The organism is Dyella sp., from assembly GCF_036568765.1.
Lineage (GTDB): Bacteria > Pseudomonadota > Gammaproteobacteria > Xanthomonadales > Rhodanobacteraceae > GSA-30.
On sequence record NZ_DATCRY010000132.1, the window covers coordinates 1 to 24,384 of the forward strand.

Sequence of the window (24,384 nt, forward strand, 5' to 3'; positions counted from 1 at the left end):
GGCCGTACCGCTGACCACGTTGGTGCCCATGTAGCAGACGGTGCCCAGATCCAGCGGGCTGTCCACGGAAGCCGAACTTTCCAGCTCGTCCGCATGGCTTGCCTGACCAGGCGCGGCCTTCTCCACCGGCAGCGACTCGCCGGTCAGGATGGCCTGGCTGATGAACAGGTCCTTGGCGCTTAGCAGGCGCAGGTCGGCGGGCACCATGTCGCCCGCGGCCAGATGCACGATATCGCCGGCAACCAGCTCGACCACCGGCACTTCGATGCGCTCGCTATGGCCATCGGAAGCGCGGCGGGTCACGGTGGCGGTATTGCGCACCATCGCCTTGAGCTTCTCCGCGGCCTGCGAGGAGCGGAACTCCTGCGCGAAGCTCAGGAGCACGCTGATCGAGACCATCACCGAGATGATGGTCGGGCCCGTCAGCGTGGTCGGATCGGTGGCCAGCTGTACGCCGGCCAGCACCAGCAGCACCACGATGAACGGGTTTTTGAAGGCGTGCAGGAGCTGCAGCGCCCAGTGCGGCGGCTTCTCGTGCGAGACCTCGTTGATGCCGTCGCGGTCCAGACGCTCGGCGATCTGTTCCTCGTTGAGGCCGGCGACGCTGGTATCGAGCGCGGCCAGCAGCGATTCGTTGTGGCGGAATGCCTCGAGGGCGACTGCGGGGCGCACGGGTGCGTTGGCGCCCTTGCCGCTCGCCCTGGTCTCGGCGGAGGTGGAATGCTTCATCATGATTCGCTTCCGGATATGCGTTGAATCCGGGCGGAGGAACTAACCGACGGGCACGTGCCCGCGGGATACCGTCGCCCGCTGCTCAAGGCCGCCTGAGCGGCCGACGCATTCGTCCTGGCGGAGGCCAGCCTTTGCAGAGTGTGAGCAGCTTCATCGGTGCCGCCCTTGAACTCAGTACTGCAAGGCCGACTGGACCGGGGCGTCCAGGGGTGCGGGCACGGTGATGGTGACGGTATGGCGCGCGTTGGCACGACGACCGGCAAAAAGGAACCGGCCCGCGGTGCGCAGACGGAAAAAATCGCGAAGGAGCTTCATGGCCCATCTCCTGTTACGGCGCCTTTGGCAGCCGCTCAGGAGTAGGCCGGTCTTCCCTAGTCGAGGAAAGCGCCGGCCGACCGCAGGCGGTCGCCGCAGACAATCAGCTTGTTATGCAATGCCGGCACCCGATGCTCGCGGATGTCGACGTTGCGACTAGGGTAAACGTCCATATGCCTTGGTTAGTCAGGACAGAGGCCCACAGGGCACGCAATGCGCCGTGGGGCGCGGGCATTTTCTTGATGCGATGCGGCAAAGTCAATGGCCTTGGAAACGAAAGTTTTTCCGACAGGTGACTGAAAGGGAAAACGGCGCTGTGGCGCGGTTTCCGCCAGGCCACCCCGCGCTCCGTTATCTCACTGGAAAGGGCCGGATGAAGGGGGAGGCTCAGTACGCGCCTATACTCCCCCGCCATGCGACAACCTTCGGAGGGCGCCTCCGAGCCGGCTTGCGCAGCGTCTTGTGAAAGACCACCAGGGGGCAACAAGCATGAGCACCATTTCCACGATCCCGCCGACCGTGTCGGCGGCGGTTTCCGGCACCATCGACTGGGACGATATCCTCGACAAGGCCGGCCCCACCGGGCCGCTCGAGCACGTCGTACGGCCTGGCGAGTGGTGGCAGGTAGTACGAGGCATGCACGTGAAGCTGATCGATGTGCTCCGCCGCGCCGACCAGGCCGCGCAAGCGGGTCTCAGTCATTATCGATTGCTGGTGTTCGCCGACACGGTAGATGCGCGAACCGACATGCCGAGCATCGTCAACATCGACTGGCTCGATTGCATCGTGGTGATCGCCCGTCGCCTGGAGACCAACGCGGCCCTGCACTTTCAATCGCGAAGCCTCAGCATGCTCGGCTTCTATACGGGGCAAGCCAACCCCGGCCAATGCCACATGCAATTGACACGCATCGTGCGCTGGGGTGTTGGCGGCGCCGAACGCAGCAAGACCCTTACCGGCGATCTCACCGACCCTTTGAAACCCGAGGTGACTTGGGCGGACTACAAGAACGAGGGACTCGACGACGTCATTTTGCTGCCTTTCCAGGCATGGCCGATGGACTTGTCGCTGATGCCGATGGCTACGTGTCTGCCATTGCTGGAACGGATGCTGCTGGCGTCGCAGGAGCTTGGCGCGCAGGGCCGGGGCGAGCTCGGCCTGGAACTGAGCGGTCGCTTGCGGGACATGCTAGCCATCTTGCTACCCCTCCAGGGCAAGAGCGCACTGCCTGCGGACATCTACACGCGTCTCATGGAAACGCTTCGCCTGACGCCGGACCGGACCGATTGGCAACCGCTGGTACTGCCTGCCGCGAACGTGCACGAATTGCTGCAACCCGTACGCCTGGCATCCGATCAAGTGCCCTATCTCAGTGCATCTTTTTACGGCGACCTGGCAAAGGAGCACATACCGGCACTCCAGACCTATGCAGGCAGCTACGAGCGCCTGTCCGATCGCGCGCTCGATCTGCAAGCGCGCAAGCAGGCGGCGCACATCATACTCGGCGAGAAAGATGATGCCGGTGCGTTCCAGCAACTGGTTGCCGCACAGCTGGCCGAGAACCTTCGTCTGGCAACCGCCAGTGTCAAGCGCGCACAAGACGCGATCGAGCCCCAAAACGCCAACGTCCGTCGTGCCGAAAAAGCCTTCAAGGATGGCCTGGATGCATGGAAATCCGCCAAGGAAGCGGAAGCGGCGTGGGCCATCGTCGGCGCGGTGTTCACCTTCGTCGCGAGCGTGGGCTCCATGTTCGGCGGCAACGCCAGCGGCGCAGCCGGTGCGGCCAAAGCGGCAGCCGATGTGGCCAAGACCGCATCCAAGCTGGCCGAGATCATGAAGACCCTGGTCAAGGTCGGTCAGGCTATCGAGAAGATAGTGAAAATGTGCCTGGCCATCGTGGCGGCAGCGGACAAGATTGCCGACGCGGGCAAGTTCGCCAGCGATCTGGCCGCCATCAGCAAAGAAACGCTTTCCGACGACGCCAAGGGCGCGCCTTCGGCCGCCGCTCAATGGGATCAACTTTGGCTTGAAGTGGAAACACAGCTCGCGCCTGCCATCAAAGAAGGTGTCAATGGCTCGGAGGAATATCTGAAGGAGTTGAAGATCCTGGTGATCTACGGCCGCGCCCTGACCACCGCGCAGGCCGCGCTGCCGCCACTGATCCAGGAGCTGGCTCGCAACAAGCTGCAACGCGAGATCGCCGCGCGCCAGCACGATGCCGTCAAACGCGAGATTACCGACCTGAAGCAACAGCAGGCGCTATCCGCCCAAGCCATGGCGGTGCTCTGGGGCAACTATCGGAACGTGCAACGCGCATTGCTGATTGTGCTGTACCAGTACGATGCAGCGTGGCGCTATTGGGCATTGGACGATGCGGTCATCGTCCGCGACAACTATCGCGGCATCGGCGACTTGGCCGGCGAGCTCAAGGGCATTGCCGATCTGAAGCAAATGCAGGCGCGCGCGCTGGAGAAATTCAAACCTGCGCCGCAGGAATATCAGCACGCGGCGTACGCGTTGTCTCCCGCGCAATGCGATGCCCTGCTCGACGGCCAGAAGATCGGTGTGCGCCTGACGCCCACGGACAGCCCGCTATCGGGGTGGGGCCGCACCAGCCGCGTTCGTGTCAAGGAAATCCATATCTGGGTGGAGTGGGCTACCGGCAAACGGCCCCCGCATGGGGCCATCGAGTTCACGGTGCGTACCGCCGGCGAGTACGACGACCGGCGCCTGCTGGGCCAGGAATACAAAGTGTTCCACTTTCATGGCGCGCCGGTAGACCTGACGTTCCGCTACGACGTGGCTGGCTTGCCCGCGGATCAGCCTGGCGCCGCCGTGCACGTGCGCGCGGCCATCGCCGATGAGTTCCGTACGTCCTATAGCGAACCTACGTTGTATGCCGATTGGATTCTGTCCGCGCCGAAGATAGCGGCAGGCGATAACACGACGCTGGATCTGCAAAAGCTCAAAGCAGATATCGCCGGCATCCGGCTGGAGTTCTCAGGGACATATATCAAGGATCCGGAGCGGATGCTGTGAGGTATCTTGCGACCTGAGTAGGTGTGCCTGTCGAGTGTTGAGGCTTGCCTCGGTCAGGCTCCCTCTCCCCTGGCTTCGCCAGGGGAGAGGGTTGGGGTGAGGGGAAAGCTCTTCACGATACAAACCCGAACGACATCACTGACAACCCCCTCGAACGATTAAGCCTGCTCTATAAGCAAGCTCACCTCGCCAGATCGAAGTCTTCCGACGACATCCATCCACGATTGCCGTGCTCATCCTCTACCTCCCAGGCAATCCCGGCCTTGGTGCCCGTCGGGTAGACCGTCATCCCCGGCGTCACCGACCGCACCACCTTGCTGTTGGTATTGGCCGAAGTCGTCATATGCGTAGGCTTGTTCACTGTGCCCGACTGGCGCACATTGGCGGCCGACGCGTTCGACGGCATGCCACCTAATTCCGTCACCAGCTTCGTGTAAGCATCCAGATAGGCCATGGCGATAACCTGGCCCTGCGTGGTATTCGCATAACCTCCTAAGCCCGCGGCTCCGACGCCGCTACTTCCGAACAGAGAACCGCGAGCGCCGAATCCGATATCGTTCTTCTCCGCATGCCCCTCTGTCAGAGCGACCTGCTCGGACGATCGCACATCGGTTACCGTCAGCACCACATCGGCCGTCTTCGTACTGATATTGATATTGCCGACGATACGACCTGCCGGACCGCCGATAAGTCCACTCGCCAAGGCGCCCAATCCGCCGCCGCCCGCGTTGCGGTTGTTCGAAATGAGATCCGGCACCATCACGTAATCGGCCGCCTTCATTTGTCCCTTGCCCACATTGGCGCCGCCACGCAACTCACCACCCGATGCCAGCGCACGTTCACGCAGCGCGGCGCCCATGCCCATGCCCCGGTCGACCAACGTGAAACAACCGGATTTGTTCACAAATACCTTGATCAACTTGGTCGGTGAAGGCAACTGTTGCTGTGACCACCACGCCACCGCGCCCTCTGGCTCGACCACGGAAATACTGCCGAGCTTTGTCTGGCATTTCGGAATGGCCGCCACCTTCGCCTCATGCTCGCGCTGTGTTTTTGTAACGAGCGGGTTAGTGGCGTCGCATGCGCCAACCAAGAGCGTAGCGCCAAGCGCCGCCACTCGGCACGCGCTGAACTTGCTAAAAGAATGCATTGAATTCCCTATCGTGAGCACGCCCGGAGTCGAGAAGCGGCCCGGCGCTCGGGCAAACGTCGAGCACGTTGTCACCAGAGCTTGAGATGCTAGCGATGGGCACGAGCATCCTGGATAGGGAGCGATCCTGAATTCGTGTAGGGCAGCGCCGGATAAATGACTGACAAGATCGGTAAGCGCCGCCCAAGAAAAGACAACATCGCCACAAAAGGACGACGTTTTCGCCAATCGGGACGCCAATGCCGACTGGCACATGGCCAACCAGGACGGCCTGGATAATCTCTGGATCGGTCAATGGAAGGCCGCTACCCGGTCCAGGGAAGGCGCGACAGATCCTCTACCTGGAAATCGCGTCATGACGCTGGCAGCACGGCTAGTTCTCATCCGGAGTTTGTCGAAGACGCACACATCGAGCGGCCGGCGCAAAGCGCTGACCATGCTCGGCATAGGGTTTACCTTGGCAGGCACGGCATATGCGCAAGCCCAGGAGGTTCGCAATGGCCTGGATGTCGAAGTTCCTGTTGCTCCTGTTCCATTCCATCTCAATGACGCGCTCTATGTTGGCTACGAAGTTCATCTTACGAACTTCTCCGACGACCGCCTCAAAATCACCGATCTGTCCGTACGCGACGCCAGCGACGGTCGCCAGGTGACCGATCTTCGCGACCGAAGTCTGACGGCCGCCACCATGATCGTCGGCACCTCACCCAAACAAAAAGCCGTACCCGAATACCTGGAACCCGGCCAACGGGCGGTAGTGTTTCTGGATGTCGCGCTACCCGAAGGAGGCCACACTTCAGCGCTCACGCATCGCATCACGTACACCGTGGCAGATACCGACGCGACATCCACCGTCTTCACCGACCCGCTTAAGCTGAGCACCGTCAAACCTTCCATCATCGCGCCGCCCCTGCGTGGAGGCCCCTGGGTCGCCATCCACAGCACGGCGTGGCCGCGCGGACACCGGCGTGTGTTCTACACGATAGCGAGCCACGCAAAACTTCCCGGGCGCTTCGCTATCGATTTCGTCAAAGTCGACGAGCAAGGCTGTCTGACCAGAGGCGATCCGGACATCGCCGCACAGATGTATGGCTTTGGCGACGATGTGCTGGCGGTAGCCGATGCAACGGTGGTCGCCGTGCGCGACGGCATGCAAGACCCAACGAAGATTTCCGAGCGAACAACGCATAAGCCAGCGGACGATGCGGGCAACTATGTCACGCTGCGTCTTCCCGATGGCCGCTTTGCCTTTTATGAGCACCTTGAGAATGGCAGCATTCGCGTGGCCGTTGGCGACAAGGTGACCACGGGCAAAGTACTTGGGTCGCTCGGCTTCACCGGGGAATCGACGGGCCCGCATTTGCATTTCCATATTGCGGACGCAAATTCCACGCTCAACGCGGAAAGCCTGCCTTTTGAAATTCGCAACTATCGGCAGCTCGGTCAGTACAAAGATATTTCCAGACTGGGCACCCAGTGGGATCGAGATGAAGAGGCCACGGTCCGCCGAAATCAATGGCCCGACTACAATGCGGTCGTGAATTTCGACCCGTAGTTCTGCACGCTTTCACATTTCAAAACGCATCCGAGACATTAATGAATTAGACAATCATTGCGCAAATTGTCTTTTTCATTACGCATCTTTAGAAATTGCTGTCGCGATTTTCTCACATTAAATTGCGATAGAGATCACAGGCACCGGCAAACAAAGTGCATTAACTTACTGCCACTCACGGAAGCGAGCTCGCTTAATTACGCAAGAGCCAATACCTCATTCGTTATCGGCCATTAATCCGCGCGCACCGGTCTTTTGGCGTTCGCGTACGCCGTTTCGTCTGCTTGAGCCCGCTCCCTGTCGCACCCGCCTAATAGTTGAATAGCGTCATTACTGGCAATTCGATAACGGCGAAATGGTATTGTCTGGGAATATGAAAGATGCGATCCGGATTAGAGCCCAATGCGTCGATTGTGGATGATCTCGCTTACTGTCTAAATGGAAAAATTCAACAGAGAGATGCTCCCGATTATGAAGCCTGGCGTCGCCATGCCTGCTGGAACCAACGCGATGTTGCGCGCCGACCGCAGTACATTGTTCGCGCTCGCTCACATGATGATGTGGTCGCCGCTATTAATATGGCTCGCGAGCGGAAGCTTTCGATAGCGTTACGCAGTGGTGGACACAGTTTCGCGAACGCATTTCTTCGTCGGGATGGCGTGCTTCTTGACCTGTCCGCTCTACACGCGTTGGATGTCGAGCCCGGTCGCCGGCGCGCTGTTGTGGGCCCCGGCGTCACCAGCCGGGCTCTGAGTGAAGCTCTTGCGGCACATCGTCTTGGCTTCCCCACCGGCCACAGCGGTACAGTGGGCCTGGGCGGTTTTCTGCTCGGAGGCGGCCTGGGCATCAACTTCGGCATGTGGGGGCCCATGAGTGCCTTCCAGATCAAGGCACTCGATCTGGTTACCGCCGATGGCAAGCTTCGACATGCCAGCGCAGAAGAAAATCCCGATTTGTTTTGGGCAGCGCGCGGCGGCGGTCCAACCTTGTTCTTTGCCGTGGTGTCCTTCGAACTGGAATGCCATCCGCTACCCGGCGCAATGACCTCGCAGCACCTGCGATTGTCGCTTGAAGGACTTCCCTACGCACTCTCTGCGATAACGAAAGCAGCTCCTCAACCAGCGCTGCAAATCATGCTGGCCGTCGTACCGGCTGCAGATTCGTCGCGGCCGCAGAAGCCCAGGTGGGAGATTGCGGTGAGCACGCTGGCATTCGCCGAGAATGGCAACGAAGCGACGGCTCTGCATGCCAAGCTGGCCAACGTTCTTAAGCCGTGGGCGCTCGACGACGCGAGCGAGGAGCAGTCCATAAGCTTCGCTGCCCTGCATGACCACGGTGACGCCGCCTTCGGTTCCGGGCGCTATCTAACGGATAATATCCTCACCGATCGCCCCGAAGATGCGGCACGCATTCTGATATCGCATCTACCCACGCTACCTTCGTCCGCCACGCTTCCACTCCTGATATGGCAGGGAAATCGGCCGCTCCCGGAAGCCGCTTTTTCGGCCAAAGGCGGATGGTATTTTTCCACTTACGCCAGGTGGACCGATCCTCGCGACGATGAGGCCAACATGCGCTGGCTCAGGCTGCTTTACGACGAACTCCAGCCCATCGCCAGCCACTGCTATATCAATGAGTTCGATCTTGAGTACCGCTCGGCAGAAATAGCGCGGTGCTTCTCCTCAGATGCCTGGCTGCGCCTTGCGGCGCTGAAACGACGCTATGACCCCTCTGGGGTTTTTCATGATCTGCCGCTTTAAAGGCACGCTCGGTCGCGCCCCGCGCCGTTAGCAATTTCATCCGTATCGCTTACTTATCGAGGACACTATGAATAGGCCAAAGACGGTCCTGGATGCCGTTCGTCTTCAAAACCCGGAATCTGTTGCCCTGGTCTCCAACCAGGAAACGCTCACCTATGGGCAGCTAGCCTTATATAGCGACGCCGTAGCCCGTTTTCTGGTCACGCAAGGTGTCGGGCCTGGCGATTTGGTTCCCATCGAGGCGGCAAGATCGACGAATTTCGTTATCGGCCTCCTGGGCATTCTGAAATCGGGCGCAGCCTACATTCCGATCGATCACGCCTACCCGGACGCGCGCAAGACCTACATCATGGAGCAGAGCCGATCGCCGTGGCTACTGACTTCGACACGCGACGCCAAACAAAGCACTTCCGCTCAGGTTGTCGATATCGACACGCTAAGAAGGGAAACATCGACACCCTTCGCACCGGCGGGAGATGTCTCTCCTACCGCTCCCATGTATGTGATCTTCACCTCCGGAACGACAGGCGTGCCTAAAGGCGTCGTTGTCGAGCACCATTCCGTGCTGGCCTTCGTCGACTGGCATAACCGCCACTTCCAGGTCGATGACCAATGCCGATCGACATCCATGGCAGCGCTCGGCTTCGACGTAGCGCATTGGGAGATCTGGTCCGCACTGTGCTCGGGATCGCGACTTTACCTCCTTGACGATATGGTCAGGCGCGATGCCGCCGAGCTGGTGCGGTTCTATGCCCGCGAAGGGATCACTCACGCCTTTGTGCCGACGGTGATGGCTGCCGACGTCATCAAACACAGCACCCATCCTTCCTCATTGAAGTATCTGTTTACCGGAGGCGAGAAGCTCAACCCGGTCGATACCGATCATGTCCGCTTCTCCCTCATCGATTATTACGGCCCCACCGAAGCGACTATCTGGGCCACCTTTCACCCCGTTCCGAGCGCAAGCCTCGGCCAAGAGCCTTCCATAGGTACGCCTGTTGACGGTGCACGGATCTGGATTCTCGACAAAACCATGCGTGAAGCGCCGCCCGGCATGACAGGGGAAATCTATATCGCCGGCTCTTGCCTGGCGCGCGGGTATTTACATAACGAGCGCCTTACCGCAGAGAAGTTTCTGCCCCACCCCTTCGAGCCTGGGCAGCGCATTTATCGTACTGGCGACCTGGGACGCTGGTTACCCGACGGAAGCGTTCAGTTCCTCGGTCGTGCGGATGAGCAAGTAAAAATCCGCGGCCACCTGGTGGAACCGAGCGAAGTCGAGCTTGTCCTCGCTCGGCAGCCGGGCATTCGCCAGCTGAGCGTCACAGCTACCGCCCCTGCCGAAGGCAGTCCCAGGGAACTGATCGCCTTCCTGATTCCCGAGGACGCATCGATTTCGCCGAGAGACCTTGTCGCGCGCATCAGGGAGACCGCGCGCGCGCTCCTCCCCGACTACATGGCACCCGGCCACTATGCGGTACGAGAAACTTTCCCTTTGAACGCCAACGGCAAAACGGACAAAGCTGCGTTGCTTGCCAGCTTCGTCCATGCCGCCGGCCCGGCAAGGTCCTTCGACGAAGTCGAAGATACGGTTGAGCGATCTGTACTGGAAGCTTTCCAGGCGGCCCTGCAGCACTCGGACTTTCAGCGAAGCGATAGTTTCTTTGAGATAGGCGGCCATTCCATGTTGGCCGCGGAGGTCATCGCTGCGCTCTCGGACGTACACGCATTGCCCCTGCGCATTACGGACATTTATAACCACCCTACGGCCGAGCAGCTTGCTGCCGAAATTCGATTACGGCAACAGGCCTCCGACGAGGTTTCCGACCACACCCCATCCGACGTGTTGTGGAACGATGTCGTCCTTCCCGACGATATCGCTTTCAGCGCACCGTTCGACGTCGATCGCTTGCAGGACCCGAACCATGTGCTCCTCACCGGTGCCACCGGTTTCGTCGGCATCCATCTTTTGGCAGAGCTGCTGGCCACGACCCGGGCAACGGTCCATTGCATCGTGCGTGCGCGTAGTACGACCGAGGCCATGCGGCGCATCCAGGAGAAGATCGACGAGTACAAAGTACCTATCGCGGCCGCGGATATCGATCGCATAAAAGCTTATCCCGGCGACATCGCTTCATCACGCTTCGGTCTGGCTCTGGATGACTATGACGCGCTATGCCGAGATGTCGAGGTCATTCACCATTCTGCAAGCGCGGTAAATTTCATCAAGCCCTATTCGGCGATGAAGCGCGATAACGTAGATGGCTTGATCGGCATCATTCGATTCGCGGCGACTGGCAGGACCAAGGCGCTCATGCTGCTGTCGACCATCTCCATTTACAGTTGGGGCTACTGGATCACTGGCCGCGATGCGGTCAGCGAAGAAGACGACATCGATCAGAACCTGGAAGCCATCTGCTCGGACATCGGTTATGTGAAGAGCAAATGGGTCATGGAGAAAATCGCGGACCTGGCCCAGGCTCGTGGACTGCCGCTGGCGACCTTCCGCCTCGGCTATGCCACCTATCACAGCAAGACCGGTTTGAGCGCCAACTATCAATGGTGGGGTCGATTGGTAAAAACATGCCTTTCCCTCGGCCAGGTGCCGGATCTTCATGAATTGCGCGAAGGGCTCAGCTCGGTCGACTATATGACGAAGGCGATTGCGCATATCGCGAGAAATCCAGCCGCCTTGACGCAGAAGTTCAATCTGATTCACTCCGGCGAAAACAATGTCTCCCTGAAGCAATTCTTCACCTTGCTCGAGAGATATTTTGACTTCCGGTTCGCAGTGGTTCCGTTCCGCCAGTGGCGCAGCCTATGGATGGACGATCCGAAGACGCCGCTCTATCCCGTGCTGAACCTGTTCCGCGACCGGATGTACAAGGACAACTGCATTATCGAGATGTACCAGCAAACCTACCTGTGGCAGCACGACAAGACCTCCGCCTTTCTCGAGGGCAGCGGTATCCAAGCACCGACCTTCGATGAAGACGAATTGCGCCGTTACCTTGAGCACTCGATCGGCATCGGTCTCATCGGCCAGTCGGAGGACGGCAGAAGGGCTCCCATAACGGCATGACAAGGCGAGCGATGGCGGGATGGCTCGGCCCCGGAAGAGGCCGTGCCTTCTGCGCGCCGCATCGAGCGACTTCGTTGGACAAGGAGTTCCCATGTTCTCGTTTAAGCCGGTTCGTATTTCCGACAGAGACTGGATGAATGAGTACTTCAGTCAGTCCGTCCAGCACTCCAGCGAATTCAGCTTTGGATTCAGCTATATCTGGAAGAACATCTTCAACATCGATGTCGCCCGGGCCGAACAATGTTTGCTGCTGAAGGCCCACTACAAACAGTATCCGAGCTACCTCTATCCACTCGGCAAAGGCGATATAAAAGGCATCATCGAGGCACTCGCCATATCTGCCTGGCAGGACGGCACGCCGCTGGTATTCCATGCGGTCTTGTCAACACAGAAAAAATTCCTGGAAGACAACTTCCCCGGCTGCTTCACCTTTGCGAAGCTCGATGATCACTTCGACTACATCTACGAAAGCAAGAATCTCATCGCTCTTCCAGGCAGGAAGCTACACGCAAAACGGAATCATATTAGTCAATTCAAACAGCTTCACCCTGACTGGCGTTACGAATCGATCGACCGATCCAACATGAGCGATGTCAAAGCCATGAACACCACCTGGCACGAGTCCAGGCGCCAGGACATGTGCGCCAGTCTCAAGGAGGAGCTTTCTGCAACAGAAACAGCCCTTTCCGCTTATTTCGATCTGGAATTCGATGGCGGATTGATACGCACCCAGGACGGTCGCGTTATTGCTTACTCTATCGGGGAGCCGCTAAACGCCGACACCTATCTCGTGCACATAGAGAAAGCTCTTTGCACTGCCCCGGGCGCCTACTCGATGATCAATCAGCAATTTGCCGAGCACCATTGTGCCCAATACACCTACGTCAACCGGGAGGACGACTCCGGGAACCCCGGACTACGCCAGGCCAAACGATCTTATTGCCCCACTTTTCTGGTCGAAAAATATCGTGCTCAGACGACTGGCAAGCCGCTGCGATGATCGCATTCGCCAAAGACAGCATGATTCCGGGCTTGAAGCGTCTTTGGAAGTCCTGCTTCGACGACCCGGACGAATATATCGAGCTCTATTTCCGTCACAGGTATCGAGCGGCCAATACATTGGTAAATGTAAGCGGAGGGGAGCCGGTCGCCATGCTGACCATGCTTCCGGTGACTGCGACGTCCCCGGGCTTGGAGATTCCTGCCCGCTATATATTTGCGGTCGCCACCCATCCGGACTATCAAAGGAAAGGCCTTGGGTCGGAACTACTAGGCCGGGCGCACGATTGGATGAAAAGCCAAGGAGTAGGCCTATCCGTTTTGGCACCGGGTTCTGCAGGACTTTTTGATTTCTACCATCGACACGGCTACAAGCCGATCTTCCAGCTAAAGCACGTATGTTATAGCCCATCCCTGCCTTACGCAGCTTCTGCAGAACGCCTGGCGGTCGTCCCGTCACAGCTGTCCCCTCTTTTGTCGATGCGAGATAGATTTTTTGGCGGAAGCCGCCTGTTCGTCAGATGGGACAGAAATGCCCTGTCTTATATCGACAAGGAATGCGCGCTTCTCGGCGGCTCCACACTGGTGTTCAAGCGAGGAGCCATGGCGATTGGTTATGCGGTCTGCTACTACACTCACGATGGCGTCACCGCCAAGGAGCTGGCTGTTGAAGACAGTGACTACGACGCTGCCGTGGCGGCACTGCAATACCGCTACTGCGGAAAGTACCTTTATGTTCGCCTTCGCGCGGAAGAGTCGGCCCATGCGCATGGATCCCCAAAGCCCTTTGGCATGGCAAAGTGGCTCGAACATGGGCTCGAAGATGCTTTCAAAAGCCAGGCTGGCGACGCACCCTACCTTTCCCACGCACTGGATTAGAGCCGGTGCTACCGGTCGCACCAGCGAAGATGCTCACCGTCGGGGCGAACCCATCCTGCTCCTCGCGGCGATATTTGCTCTCTCGCCGACAGGTCGATTAGCAGTTATCTTTCCTTCGAGCCGACTCGTCGACATGAGTGTTGGCGCTTACTCGTATTGATAGCGCACTTGAAGGTAGACACGTGGATCTCACATCGGCCGATGCGACACTCCTCAATATCTGGAGCCAGCTTGAAGAAGCCGCCAGCAGGCGTTCGCCATTCAACTTCATGCAACTCGCAACGATTGCGCCAAGCGGCGCACCCAGGCTGAGAACGGTAGTGATACGTGACTTTCGCCGGGACGAATGCGCCATCGCCTTCACGGCCGATGCCAGGTCTTCAAAAATCGAGGACATCCGGAACGATCCGCGCGTCGCCGTGACTGCGCTCGACGCCGTTGGCGGTATGCAACTTCGCCTGGAGGGACGCGCCGACCTGGTCACCGATGCGTCACGTCGAATCGATGCCTGGCGCAAACTGAAAGCCCGTTCTCACGTGCTTTTCCGCTCTTCCGTAGCGCCGGGCTCAAAACTGCAATCGCCCATGGAGGCTTGGCAGAGCACCCCATCGGAGCAAGCGTCTCACGAACCATCGGAGCATTTCGCTCTTCTGCTAGTGCATATAGAACGGATGGATTGGCTGGAAGTACTTTCGGAACCTCACCGGCGGTGCCAGTTTCAACGGTCCGGGTCGCAATGGACCGGCACCTGGATCGCGCCTTAGATCGCTCCCGATACCGTCTGCGGCAATGGTGTCCACTCGACGCGGGCCCGGCCAATGGCTAAGCTTTTCGTTGCATGAGGACAAAGAAATATCTGGAACAATACCGTGTCTGGCCCGATCGCGGCCGTCACATACTCGCCCAGTTCGATGCCGATACGATCTGTGTATATCAAGCCTATCGGCCATCCATTGCAGAATACGCCGTAAATCACCAACGTTTCGGCGGAGATTTCAGCTACAACCGGATGAGCTGGATCAAACCCACTTTCCTATGGATGATGCATCGCTCGGGGTGGGCCAGCAAGAAAGGCCAGGAGCATATTCTTGCGATTACGCTTCCACGTTCGTTCTTCGACGAACTGCTCCGCTCCGCCATCCCCTCGTCCTACGACCCGCGCCGATTTTCCACGGTCGAGTCGTGGCAGCATGCCGTGATCTCTTCCGAGGTACGCATGCAATGGGATCCCGACCACGATCCAGCCGGCCGCCCATTGCAGCGGCGCGCCATCCAGTTGGGGCTCCGGGGAGAGACGCTGCGCCGGTACGGGGAACGGGAGGCATTGTCGATTGCGGACGTCACCGATTTCGTGGTCGCTCAGCGCGCTCACCTGGAGGGTGACTTGGGTTCGCTCGTCATTCCTGAGGAACAAATATATGAGCCCGAGACGATCGCTTCACAAAGGGCCGGCATCGACCGATTGGCTAATGATCCGCTTACGGCGCCGGCGGGGATGATCTAAAATAAGGTATGACTGCCGACCGGGGGATCGAGTGTCGACGTTTAATTTTTTTCAACGGATATCGCGCGCACCCACCAATCCAAAGACGGATCAGGAGTCGCGAACCTTTGACATAGCCGAGCTCTACGAAGGGCCAGTGCGACTGGCAAGCGGAGGCGATGAACAGGCGGTTCGCCTCGATGAAAAGCTGCGACAGGCGTACTTCTGGATCGTCAACAATGCGGTTATCAGCCCGCATTACGATATCGAATATCACGACGGCCCTTCGGTGTCGTTTGCGGTGGGCGATACGCGCCGCACGCTTACATTGCCTTCCGCGCAAAGCTATTCGAGTTACGTATTGCTTCCGCTGCTGGCATTCGCGACACGGCGAAAATGCTTGTTCGTCGGCGGCCCGGGACGCGGCAAGACGGCCAGCGCCATTCTGATGGGGGTACTTGCCGGTTACCCGGTGAAAGATGTGCGCCGCGCCATGCAGCACGGTCACCCGCAGATGACTATCGCCGACTTGCTCGGCAATCCCTTGCCTGCCGACCTCGTCGCCGCCCAGGACATGGGCGACATACGTATTGCTTGGCGCAAGTGGCTGTCCATGCGGGTCAAGATCATCGACGAGTACAACCGCATTCCGACACGTACCCAAAGTGCGCTGCTGACGGTGATGGGCGATAACTACGCCGAAGTTCTCAATCACGTCTATGAATGCCCGGAATCGGCGTGGTACCTGACCGCCAACGACGACCGCGGCGGCGGCACTTATCAGGTGATCGAGGCTTTGCGCGACCGTATCGATGTGGTTGTGCAAGCGCTGGCCTTCAACCCACGTTTTCTCGACGAGATGCTGCTGCGTATCGAGGAGAATATCCGTCCCGAAGAAATGGTGCCGAGGGAAATCATTTTCTCCGAGGCGGAGGCCGATCGATTGGGCGAGGAAATCCGTGCTGTCGAGGTACCGCACGATGTACGCCGACGCATCGAATTCTTCTGCAGTCACTTCGAACTCATGGAAACCGCGGGCGCGCAATTTGAGTACCTTACCAAGGACACAGCGCGCCTGGCGGGCCTGGATTGGGCGCAGGTGACCGCCGCCGACAGTGGCCGCGATCGCATGAAAGACCTGGGTTGCCAGACGCTCAATGGCTTGTCCGTTCGCAACCTGATGACGTTGCTGGTATTCGCCAAAGCGACGGCTTATTTCCGAGGCAATACTGCCGTCGCGCTCGACGACATACGTCAGGTGTTGCCTTTTGTGCTCAACGACAAGTTACAGCCCGATCTGGACGCGCCCTTCTTCGCTCTGCCGGAAAATGCCGCCTATCGTACCGACCGATTGAGTTGGCTGCGCTGGCTCTTCGACGCGTCTAACGCGGAATACGACCGCCTGAATCTCGACCACGACGACCCGGTCGGCGAATTGTCTACACAATTCGCCAAGGGACTCGACGGCGTGAGCGAACGCGAGACGCGGTCACGGCTGGTACGCATAGAGCGACTCATCGAGGAGCGCGTCAACGGGCGCAAGCTTTACGGTCATCTATACGACGACTTGTTGAAGCTCAAGTATCTGCACCAGCGCTATACCAATTATTTGCACTGGTTGCAGGCGCGCTGAGATGGTGTCCACAGTGCTGGCAAATGTACTGGCGTCCCGGCGCGCGTTGCTCAATGAGCGGGTCGCCGGGGCGCGGCATCGTATACCCGGCCTGGACACCGCTGCCTTCAGTACCTTCATTGCAAACACGCTCGACCCGATCTGTGTAGCCGTCAGCGAAGCGGATGCTCCGGCAACGGCAGGCGTCATCGAGACCGCGTTCGACCTGGGTCTTGAGCTGATCGGCCAGGGACTGGTCGGCCCGAAGGCTCGCCTGTCCTGGGTGGATCTTGCCTGGCGGCAGCTCGCAAGGCCGGCGGCGCATCTACTTGCTCGATGGCCTCTGGACACGCTCGGAACGATCGCCAACGCGGTTGTAAAGCTGAGCAGCGTGCAGAACGTGCGCGTGGAAGAGTGGATCGACGCCATGTCGTCGTTGGCGCAGCGCTGTGGGCAACTCAACGATCTGCGCAACCTCGGCGCTTTATGTGCGTGGCGCGCGGGCATGGCGCATCTGCGACTAGCCGCACTCGCCCGGGCCGCCGAACTGGATCCAACCCTCGCCGCGGCTGCCCTCGGCGCACCCGACACTCGCTGGAGCGAGCTGCGCGAACGTTTACTGGCCGATCGCTGGTGGGTTCCCGCCACCGGCGAGGCGAACGCTCAAGGGCAGACGGTAGGTGGCTTCACAGGATTCGGGGGACCGTTTGCCACGCCACCGAACATTCGGATCTGCGCGGACGGTTTTGTCATGCAAAGCGCGGAACGATACTTTCTTGTCATCGCCGACGCCTTCGGCGCTGTCGTGTTGCCGGCCTCCGCCAGCGAATTTTCCGCAGCCGGCGCAGGAACGTCTCCCGAAGTACGCGGGATATCCGGGGGCATCCATATACAGGGCATGGACATACCGTTCGCCATGCCGGTTAACCAGCTTAGAGCCGTCGCTTGCGCCCATGGCATCGCACTGGCTTCGCCCTGGTCGCATTATGTGCGCATTGTGCCACTGCGATCATGAGCGAACCCATCGAGCCTATATCTGCGGACGATCCGATGGCTCTCTGGCACGCGGCATGGCAGGCCGCGCTGGCGACCTGGAGCCGGTTCACGCGACTTCAGGATCCCCGGTTGTGTTGGACTCGGGCCGAAGCATCCGCCGAAGGCCTGACCGGCAGCATGGCCATGATTCGCCTGGCCGATCAGCGCGTCGTCATCGATTTACAGGAAATCGCGCGGCTGGACCTTGGCGGCTATGCGCTGGAGATCCTGGCTCATGAAATCGGCCATCACGTGCTGGCCCCGGCAACCGCGACCGATCAGGCACGGCTGTTAGCACGCATCCGCCGCGCATTGCCGACGCTCGAAGCCCATGCACCGATGGTCGCCAACCTTTATACCGATCTGCTGATCAACGATCGGTTGCAACGTCAATCCGGCTTGCGCATGGCCGATATCTATCGCCGCCTTGCCGCCCACCATGGGAATGCGCCCGTCACTCCAGTCTGGATGTTGTACATGGGCATCTACGAAAAACTCTGGCAGGAGCCACCGGGCGCGCTCGGTGGCTCTCCAGACGATGCGGCGCTGCTGGGCGATGCCTGGCTTGGCGCGCGCGTCATTCGTGCCTATGCGGGCGACTGGCTCGATGGTGCCACGCGGTTTGCCGCACTGCTGCTTCCCTATCTGCTGCAATCGGTGAGCGATCCCCGGGTGGACGCTTTGCTGGACACGCTTCATGCCGGGAGAGGCAGCCAACCCACCGGACTGGACAGAATCGAAGACGACGAGCTTGCTCCTGTGATGCATCCCGCTCTGGACCCGAGGGTTACCGGCGAGGATGCGCCTCAGCAGAACGGCACATCCGAGCCTGCCGAGTCAGGTCCGCTCCCCAGCCATGGACAGACGCGCGAGCCGTTCGAATATGGAGAAATCCTGCGCGCTGCCGGACTGGATCTGACCGATCACGACATCGCCGTGCGCTACTACCGAGAACGAGCGCTGCCTCATCTCATCCGGTTCCCGATGCGTCCGCAGCCCCAAGCCATGGAACGACAACTGGAAGGCCTGGAGCCATGGGAACTAGGCGATCCGCTGGATACGCTGGACTGGATGCAGAGCCTTCTGCAATCTCCCCGGCCCATTCCAGGATTGACCACGGTGCAGCGGACCTATGGCAACGCGCCCGGTCGCGAGCCGGCAAGCGAGCCGGTGGATCTGGATCTTTACGTCGACAGCTCCGGCTCCATGCCCAATCCTCAAACGCACACATCTTACCTGGCATTGGCCGGTGCCGTTATCGCGCTGTCCGCGCTGCGCGCCGGCTCGCGTGTTCAGGTGACACTGTGGAGCGGTAAGCAACAGGTCCTGCACACCGATGGTTTCGTGCGCTCGGAGGACGCCATTCTTCGTGTACTAACGGGTTTCTTCGGCGGCGCTACCGCATTTCCCATCCACAGGCTGCGCGATACCTATTCGGCGCGCTCGCCTCATGCGCGCGCCGTGCACATCCTGCACCTGTCCGATGACGGCATCACTACGATGTTCGGCAACGACGAGCGCGGCAACAGCGGCTGGGACATTGCCGCCCACGCGCTGCACACGGCGCGCGCCGGTGGGACGATGGCATTGAACTTGTTCAAGCCGCTGCCGGATACCCTCGAAGGAGGGCCGAAAATGCCATGGATGACCGACTTGCTGCGCGCGCGTACCGCCGGCTGGGCGGTCCACGCCGTACGCGACATGGCCGACTTGCTCGCCTTCGCACGCGACTTCAGTCAACGACACTACAGTTCGCTATCGACAACGGTGCCAGGATGATTGTCCTGTGGCGAGTGACAACGCGCTGCAATCTCGCGTGCAGCTTCTGCGCCTACGATCGCCGTCTTGGATTTCCGCGCACCTTGGTCGACCCCGCCGAGGTCGAACGATTCGGTGCACTGCTAGGCGCTTACCGGGCAGACTCGGGCGAAGACATCCTGATCAGCTGGCTCGGCGGGGAGCCCCTGTTATGGCCCGGTGTGCTCGCGCTCTCCCAGCGCCTACGCAACGAACATGGCCTGCGCATCAGCGTCACCACGAATGGCACGACATTGCTTCGCCCAGGTATCGCGCGAGCTGTCGCAGAGACCTTCGACGAGGTGACGATAAGCGTGGATGCGCTCGCCCAGACACATGAGCGGCTTCGTGGCTGGTCAGGCGGCTGGACCAAGCTTGCCGAGGGCATCGACCGGCTATCTACCATGACAGGCGCACAGGCAAGCCCGCTTATACGCGCCAACGTTGTGCTGATGCGCGACACGTTGTCCGAGTTTTCCGTACTGTGCGATCGACTCGCGGATTGGGGCGTAAAAGAGATCACATTCAATCAACTGGGAGGACGCGATCGACCGGAATTCTATTCCGATCATGCACTGCGTCCCGACGATGCCATTCGACTTCGCATGACCCTGCCCTCGCTGGCTGCGCGCATGGCCAAGCGCGGTGTGCGCCTCTGCGCGAACGATTCCTATCTTGAGCGCATCGAAGCCACGGCAGCCGGCCGGCCTATTCCTGTTCTCAACTGCGGACCCCGCCGCCCTACCGTCTTCATCGATGAACATAACCGCATCGCATGCTGCAGCTTCACCCAGGATGGCTACAGTGTCCCGACACACACTGTGCGTACGGTGAGCGATATTGCCGCACTACGCGCCCGGCTGGATGCCGGCCGCCTGGCGAATCTCCCCGCAGTTTGCAGCGATTGCCCCTCCACCCAGGTTTTTGCCAAGTTTGGGACATAAGCATCATGTCGACAGGCCCCTCCCTTGAGCGTTTGCTACGTCGATTGGTGGAAACCCCACCCGATTTTCTGGATCCGCCGCGGCACGGCGGAGCCGGCCAATTGCGCGTAGCGGCCGTCGTCAACGATGTCCTTATCGGCTATGGCCATCCGGCCTCCGAGGCATTGCTGGCGACGCTTTCAGGCGACCTTGTCGGCGTAACGACAAATCAACTGACGCTATCGGCCATCATGGCATGGCTGCTGACCGACGATGCATGGCGTGCATGTCATTTTCCGGTTTCCAAGTTAGGGACGCTGTTTGTCGAAGCCGCTCCCGCACTCGCAGCCGAGGCAGACGCCAAGCGCTATGTCTTCGAGCCCGAGCGACGCGAGGAACTCGCGCGCACGACGATCGCTCGCTTGGACCTGCTGCCTCATGGCGAAACAGCCAATCAGGCGGCTGACCGGCTGGCCAGCGTAAGCGGAGTGGAACGGCGTCGCTTGCTGGAAGCCAGCCGAGCGGCTGAAGCCAGAGCTCGCGCCATCCGTGAGGCCCTGGCGCGCAAGGCAGCCGAAGAATCCGCGGATAAATGGACACGCGAATGAATGAGGAGCCCACCGATGCGGAGCGCTATCCCACGCTGACCGAGGCGGGACGCGCCATGCTCAAGCATATGAGCGAGCATCCCAGCGCCCCGCTCTTTCGCAATCGCAGCGGAAACCGTCTTCTTTCCGAGGAAGTGGAGGCATTGCGCGCTTACGAGAGCGACATCGCGACTGCTCCATTTACCTGGTCGGCGAACCACCCACCGGCATGGCTGGAAGCCTTCACAGCCCAGTTATATGCCCAGGTGCCGTTTTATCGTGAACAAGAGTCGCCGGCATCCTTTCGCGCCATCAGCACGGTCCATCGCGGCGACCTCGCGGCGGATATCGCGCGCTTTGTACCCGACTCTGTCCCTGTAGAACGCATGATCAATTTTCGTACGACAGGCACCACAGGGCACCCGCTGGTACTCCCGTCGCATCCCGTGGTCGCCGGCCGCTACCTTGCCTATCACAAGCGTGCGCTACGGCGATTCGGCATCGAGCCTGGCCATGGTTGCGGTCAGATGGGCGTGATGTTGATCGGCATGCAACGCAAGTGTTTCACGTATGTCTCGGTAACACCGACCATGGATGAGTCGGGATTGGCGAAGATCAATCTTCACCCCGATGACTGGCGTAATCCGGCAGACCGTGCCCGCTACATCGATGCCATGCAGCCTGAAGTTATCGCGGGCGATCCCATTTCCTTCGCGGCGCTATTGGAATTGTCGCTCAGGCACCGCCCGCGGGCCCTGCTTTCGGTATCCATGGCGCTTTCACCCGGGCTCAAGGCGGCACTGCTCGATCGATTCGGCTGTCCCGTGCTGGACGTGTATTCGATGAACGAAGCGGGCCCCTTGGGGGTCTACGATCCCGGCCTTGGCGGGCATCTTCTTCTACAGCCAGGCATGTATGTAGAGATTCTGGATGCGGAAGGACGGGAGTTACCCAAGGGACAGATCGGCGAAATAACGTTGACGGGCGGATTCAATTTCTGCCTGCCACTCTTGCGCTATCGCACTGGCGATCATGGCGCTATCGACAACAGCGATGCAGGGCCGATCATTCTGGAGCTGCAAGGTCGTCGCCCGGTGCGGTTCCGTACTCACCGCGGCGGGTGGATCAACAATATCGACCTGACCCATGCCCTGGCGCCCCTGCCGCTGTCGCGCTACAGCGTGCACCAGTCGATGAACGGCGAGGTGACGCTGCGCCTGGCAAGCACCGAGATGGGCTATGCCGCCGATGCGGTAGCCCGCCTTTCCACAGCGCTTCTTGGCGGCAGCGTGAGCATCGCCGCCCTGGATACGGAAGATAAGATGCTGCAGTACACAACCGACCTGCCCGGCGGACTCGGCACATGAGCCTGATGGAAGTTCTGGCGAATGTGCTGGCTACCGCGTCGATTCTTCTCGCCGGACGCAATAGCGTGCATACATGGTGGACCGGCATTATCGGTTGCGCGTTATTCGCTGTTGTCTTCTGGACCGCGCGATTGTACGCAGATGTCGTTCTGCAAACATTCTTTGTCGGCGCCAGCATCGTGGGCTGGTGGTACTGGTGCAAGCCGGGCGATCGCGCCGAAAAGGATATTGCACATACCTCGACGCGCGCATTGGTGTGGATCGCAGCGAGCGCGATTATCGCAACTTGTATCTATGGCACTCTGCTGCACCGCTTTACCGACGCCTATGCCCCATTTGCCGATTCCTCGGTGCTGGCGATTTCAGTGCTGGCGCAATTGCTCTTAATGCGCCGCCGCATCGAGACGTGGCCTGCCTGGTTGTTGGTCAACACCATTGCCGTGCCCCTCTACGCCTCACGCGGCCTGACGCTTACCGCGCTGCTTTATTCAGCTTACTGGATCAATGCGTTGATCGCCTGGCGGCACTGGTTGCGTCTATCTCGACCAGAAAGCGCCACCGCATGAAACCGTACGCCACGGGACTTGCCGTGGGTAAGTTCTGCCCACTTCATCGCGGGCACCAGCATCTGCTCGATCAGGCTCTGGAACAATGCGAAGCACTGATCGTTATTAGCTATACCAAGCCCGAATTTCCCGGCAGCGAGCCGGAACATCGTGAGCGCTGGCTGGCGTCACTGTATCCGGATACCACGCGGCTGGTGATCGACGATGCGCGTCTTGCGGAGCACTGCCGGGTGCGCGGGCTACCGATAGCCACACTACCCCATAACGATGCTCCCGACGACACGCATAGGCACTTCGTAGCCTGGCTTCTTCGGCACATCCTGGAGGCATCGGTCGACGTGGTATTCACCAGCGAGGCCTATGGCGAAGGTTTCGCGAACGTCTTGTCGCAAGTACAGCGCGATGCGGACGGACCCTGCGCTGCTCATGTCATGGTCGATCGGGATCGCGTCGCCGTACCCATATCCGGCACGGCCGTGCGGAAGGATCCCCATGGCCGGCGTAACTATCTCGACCCCCTCGTCTATCGCGACTTTGTCGAGCGAGTCGCAATACTTGGCGGCGAATCCACCGGCAAATCAACCCTTGCCGGCCTGCTGGCATCGCGACTGAGCACGGCGCATGCGGCTGAATACGGTCGCGAACTCTGGGAGTTCAAGCAAGGAGCATTGTCCGAGGAAGATATGCTTCTGATTGCCAGGACGCAAATAGCACGCGAGGAAGCGCTCGCGCTGGAGGCACATCGCTATGTCATCTGCGACACCACGCCATTGACCACGATGCTCTATGCGCAGGCCATGTTCGGACGTACGTCGCCTGAATTGGAGAAGCTCGCGCGCAGACCCTATGGCCTTGTGCTGTTGTTGGCACCCGATGCGCCATTCATACAAGACGGCACTCGACGCGACGAAGCATTCCGACTTTGGCAACACGAGTGGTATCTAGGTCAACTCGATGCTCGTCGAATCGCATATCGCGTCCTGGCAGGGACATGGGACGAGCGGCTGAACGGAGCCATTGATGCCGTACTTGCCCTGAATCGCTAGCAGACGGCTCGCTGCTTCCTCGCTCATCAGCTACCCCAGCGTGCGCCACTCTCCGCCAGCAATGCCTCCACAGCTTGCTGCGTCAGCGGGTGATAGCCCTCTTTTGCCCTGGCGTATATCGTTTTTGCATACGCTAACCCGTCCGGAGATACCTGCGCGAGTGCACGATATACCGGCACGATGAGATACAGCCGGCCAATACCGGTAACGTAATCGGCTGCCGATGGCCAAACAGACTTGATGCCGGAAGCGATCGCGTGTGCGTACCAACGTGAGCCGATTTCCGCATTGACCGTACCTGTCAGATGCCAGGCCGCATCCAGCTTCTGCAGCTTATCGTAGGCCGCCTTATCCGGTAGACCATCCAGGAAGTACATCCATTCCAGCGAGTTCCAGTTTTTCGCACTGAGTTTGTCGGCACTCATCATGCCCTTCAGAAAGACGGTGCGCTCTGTAT

General features: G+C 59.8%; 20 protein-coding genes. 16 read left to right on the forward strand and 4 right to left on the reverse strand.

Going from position 1 to position 24,384, the window contains the following annotated elements:
• Both VIM98_RS09575 and VIM98_RS09580 read right to left on the reverse strand, forming a co-directional pair.
• Positions 1-732 (reverse strand): cation-transporting P-type ATPase (locus VIM98_RS09575; protein WP_331992874.1); only part of this gene is annotated, 732 nt, incomplete at its 3' end.
• 171 nt (positions 733-903) lie between these two features.
• Entirely contained in the window at positions 904-1,047 is a 144-nt protein-coding gene (locus VIM98_RS09580; RefSeq protein WP_331992875.1) for a hypothetical protein, read from the reverse strand.
• Positions 1,048-1,536: 489 nt separating this feature from the next.
• Here VIM98_RS09580 and VIM98_RS09585 point away from each other — a divergent pair, with 489 nt between their 5' ends.
• Positions 1,537-4,086 (forward strand): hypothetical protein, encoded by a 2,550-nt coding sequence (locus tag VIM98_RS09585; protein ID WP_331992876.1) that lies wholly within the window; start codon positions 1,537-1,539, stop codon positions 4,084-4,086.
• Positions 4,087-4,267: 181 nt separating this feature from the next.
• Here VIM98_RS09585 and VIM98_RS09590 read toward each other — a convergent pair whose 3' ends face one another.
• The gene (locus VIM98_RS09590; RefSeq protein ID WP_331992877.1) at positions 4,268-5,113 is read right to left on the reverse strand and encodes a CsgG/HfaB family protein; all 846 of its coding nucleotides are present in this window, start codon (positions 5,111-5,113) and stop codon (positions 4,268-4,270) included.
• Between the two features lie 376 nt (positions 5,114-5,489).
• On the opposite strand from VIM98_RS09590, the gene VIM98_RS09595 reads away from it, so the two are divergent.
• The 15 genes from VIM98_RS09595 to VIM98_RS09665 all read left to right on the forward strand — a co-directional run bounded on the left by VIM98_RS09595 (position 5,490) and on the right by VIM98_RS09665 (position 23,927).
• Entirely contained in the window at positions 5,490-6,791 is a 1,302-nt protein-coding gene (locus VIM98_RS09595) for a M23 family metallopeptidase (protein WP_331992878.1), read from the forward strand.
• A 413-nt stretch (positions 6,792-7,204) separates the two neighbouring features.
• Positions 7,205-8,551, forward strand: coding sequence for an FAD-binding oxidoreductase (locus VIM98_RS09600; RefSeq protein ID WP_331992879.1), 1,347 nt, complete (start codon positions 7,205-7,207; stop codon positions 8,549-8,551).
• A 67-nt stretch (positions 8,552-8,618) separates the two neighbouring features.
• The gene (locus VIM98_RS09605) at positions 8,619-11,633 is read left to right on the forward strand and encodes an amino acid adenylation domain-containing protein (protein ID WP_331992880.1); all 3,015 of its coding nucleotides are present in this window, start codon (positions 8,619-8,621) and stop codon (positions 11,631-11,633) included.
• Positions 11,634-11,724: 91 nt separating this feature from the next.
• Entirely contained in the window at positions 11,725-12,633 is a 909-nt protein-coding gene (locus tag VIM98_RS09610; protein ID WP_331992881.1) for a DUF2156 domain-containing protein, read from the forward strand.
• Positions 12,630-13,511: a GNAT family N-acetyltransferase gene (locus tag VIM98_RS09615; RefSeq protein ID WP_331992882.1), complete on the forward strand. Its 882-nt coding sequence runs from the start codon at positions 12,630-12,632 to the stop codon at positions 13,509-13,511. The genes VIM98_RS09610 and VIM98_RS09615 overlap by 4 nt, the downstream gene beginning before the upstream one ends.
• Before the next feature lie 182 nt (positions 13,512-13,693).
• A complete protein-coding gene (locus VIM98_RS09620; RefSeq protein WP_331992883.1) occupies positions 13,694-14,275 on the forward strand; it encodes a pyridoxamine 5'-phosphate oxidase family protein in 582 nt (193 codons plus the stop codon).
• Positions 14,276-14,349: 74 nt separating this feature from the next.
• Complete coding sequence (locus VIM98_RS09625) at positions 14,350-15,015, forward strand: DUF4291 domain-containing protein (protein WP_331992884.1); 666 nt, start codon at positions 14,350-14,352, stop codon at positions 15,013-15,015.
• Positions 15,016-15,151: 136 nt separating this feature from the next.
• A complete protein-coding gene (locus VIM98_RS09630) occupies positions 15,152-16,627 on the forward strand; it encodes an AAA family ATPase (protein ID WP_331992885.1) in 1,476 nt (491 codons plus the stop codon).
• Between the two features lies 1 nt (position 16,628).
• Positions 16,629-17,621 carry a hypothetical protein gene (locus VIM98_RS09635; RefSeq protein ID WP_331992886.1) on the forward strand — a complete coding sequence of 331 codons (993 nt, stop codon included), beginning with the start codon at positions 16,629-16,631 and terminating at the stop codon, positions 17,619-17,621.
• Positions 17,618-19,420 carry a VWA domain-containing protein gene (locus VIM98_RS09640; protein WP_331992887.1) on the forward strand — a complete coding sequence of 601 codons (1,803 nt, stop codon included), beginning with the start codon at positions 17,618-17,620 and terminating at the stop codon, positions 19,418-19,420. Before VIM98_RS09635 ends, VIM98_RS09640 begins: the two co-directional genes overlap by 4 nt.
• Entirely contained in the window at positions 19,417-20,382 is a 966-nt protein-coding gene (locus tag VIM98_RS09645; RefSeq protein WP_331992888.1) for a radical SAM protein, read from the forward strand. The genes VIM98_RS09640 and VIM98_RS09645 overlap by 4 nt, the downstream gene beginning before the upstream one ends.
• A gap of 5 nt (positions 20,383-20,387) precedes the next feature.
• Positions 20,388-20,969, forward strand: a complete 582-nt coding sequence (locus VIM98_RS09650) for a hypothetical protein (protein ID WP_331992889.1) — start codon at positions 20,388-20,390, stop codon at positions 20,967-20,969.
• On the forward strand, positions 20,966-22,315 hold the full coding sequence (locus VIM98_RS09655) for an AMP-binding protein (protein ID WP_331992890.1): 1,350 nt from the start codon (positions 20,966-20,968) through the stop codon (positions 22,313-22,315). Before VIM98_RS09650 ends, VIM98_RS09655 begins: the two co-directional genes overlap by 4 nt.
• The gene (gene pnuC, locus VIM98_RS09660; protein ID WP_331992891.1) at positions 22,312-22,881 is read left to right on the forward strand and encodes a nicotinamide riboside transporter PnuC; all 570 of its coding nucleotides are present in this window, start codon (positions 22,312-22,314) and stop codon (positions 22,879-22,881) included. The genes VIM98_RS09655 and pnuC overlap by 4 nt, the downstream gene beginning before the upstream one ends.
• A complete protein-coding gene (locus tag VIM98_RS09665; RefSeq protein ID WP_331992892.1) occupies positions 22,878-23,927 on the forward strand; it encodes an AAA family ATPase in 1,050 nt (349 codons plus the stop codon). Before pnuC ends, VIM98_RS09665 begins: the two co-directional genes overlap by 4 nt.
• Before the next feature lie 26 nt (positions 23,928-23,953).
• On the opposite strand, the gene VIM98_RS09670 is transcribed toward VIM98_RS09665, so the two are convergent.
• Positions 23,954-24,384, reverse strand: a 431-nt coding sequence (locus VIM98_RS09670) for a leukotriene A4 hydrolase C-terminal domain-containing protein (RefSeq protein ID WP_331992893.1), incomplete at its 5' end; no start/stop codon positions are given.

Bases quoted from the DNA above. Each gene is read 5' to 3' on its own strand.
- VIM98_RS09580 (WP_331992875.1), bottom strand. From the start codon at position 1,047: ATGAAGCTCCTTCGCGATTTTTTCCGTCTGCGCACCGCGGGCCGGTTC.
- VIM98_RS09585 (WP_331992876.1), top strand. From the start codon at position 1,537: ATGAGCACCATTTCCACGATCCCGCCGACCGTGTCGGCGGCGGTTTCC.
- VIM98_RS09595 (WP_331992878.1), top strand. From the start codon at position 5,490: ATGGCCAACCAGGACGGCCTGGATAATCTCTGGATCGGTCAATGGAAG.
- VIM98_RS09605 (WP_331992880.1), top strand. From the start codon at position 8,619: ATGAATAGGCCAAAGACGGTCCTGGATGCCGTTCGTCTTCAAAACCCG.
- VIM98_RS09610 (WP_331992881.1), top strand. From the start codon at position 11,725: ATGTTCTCGTTTAAGCCGGTTCGTATTTCCGACAGAGACTGGATGAAT.
- VIM98_RS09615 (WP_331992882.1), top strand. From the start codon at position 12,630: ATGATCGCATTCGCCAAAGACAGCATGATTCCGGGCTTGAAGCGTCTT.
- VIM98_RS09625 (WP_331992884.1), top strand. From the start codon at position 14,350: ATGAGGACAAAGAAATATCTGGAACAATACCGTGTCTGGCCCGATCGC.
- VIM98_RS09635 (WP_331992886.1), top strand. From the start codon at position 16,629: ATGGTGTCCACAGTGCTGGCAAATGTACTGGCGTCCCGGCGCGCGTTG.
- VIM98_RS09640 (WP_331992887.1), top strand. From the start codon at position 17,618: ATGAGCGAACCCATCGAGCCTATATCTGCGGACGATCCGATGGCTCTC.
- VIM98_RS09645 (WP_331992888.1), top strand. From the start codon at position 19,417: ATGATTGTCCTGTGGCGAGTGACAACGCGCTGCAATCTCGCGTGCAGC.
- VIM98_RS09650 (WP_331992889.1), top strand. From the start codon at position 20,388: ATGTCGACAGGCCCCTCCCTTGAGCGTTTGCTACGTCGATTGGTGGAA.
- VIM98_RS09655 (WP_331992890.1), top strand. From the start codon at position 20,966: ATGAATGAGGAGCCCACCGATGCGGAGCGCTATCCCACGCTGACCGAG.
- pnuC (WP_331992891.1), top strand. From the start codon at position 22,312: ATGAGCCTGATGGAAGTTCTGGCGAATGTGCTGGCTACCGCGTCGATT.
- VIM98_RS09665 (WP_331992892.1), top strand. From the start codon at position 22,878: ATGAAACCGTACGCCACGGGACTTGCCGTGGGTAAGTTCTGCCCACTT.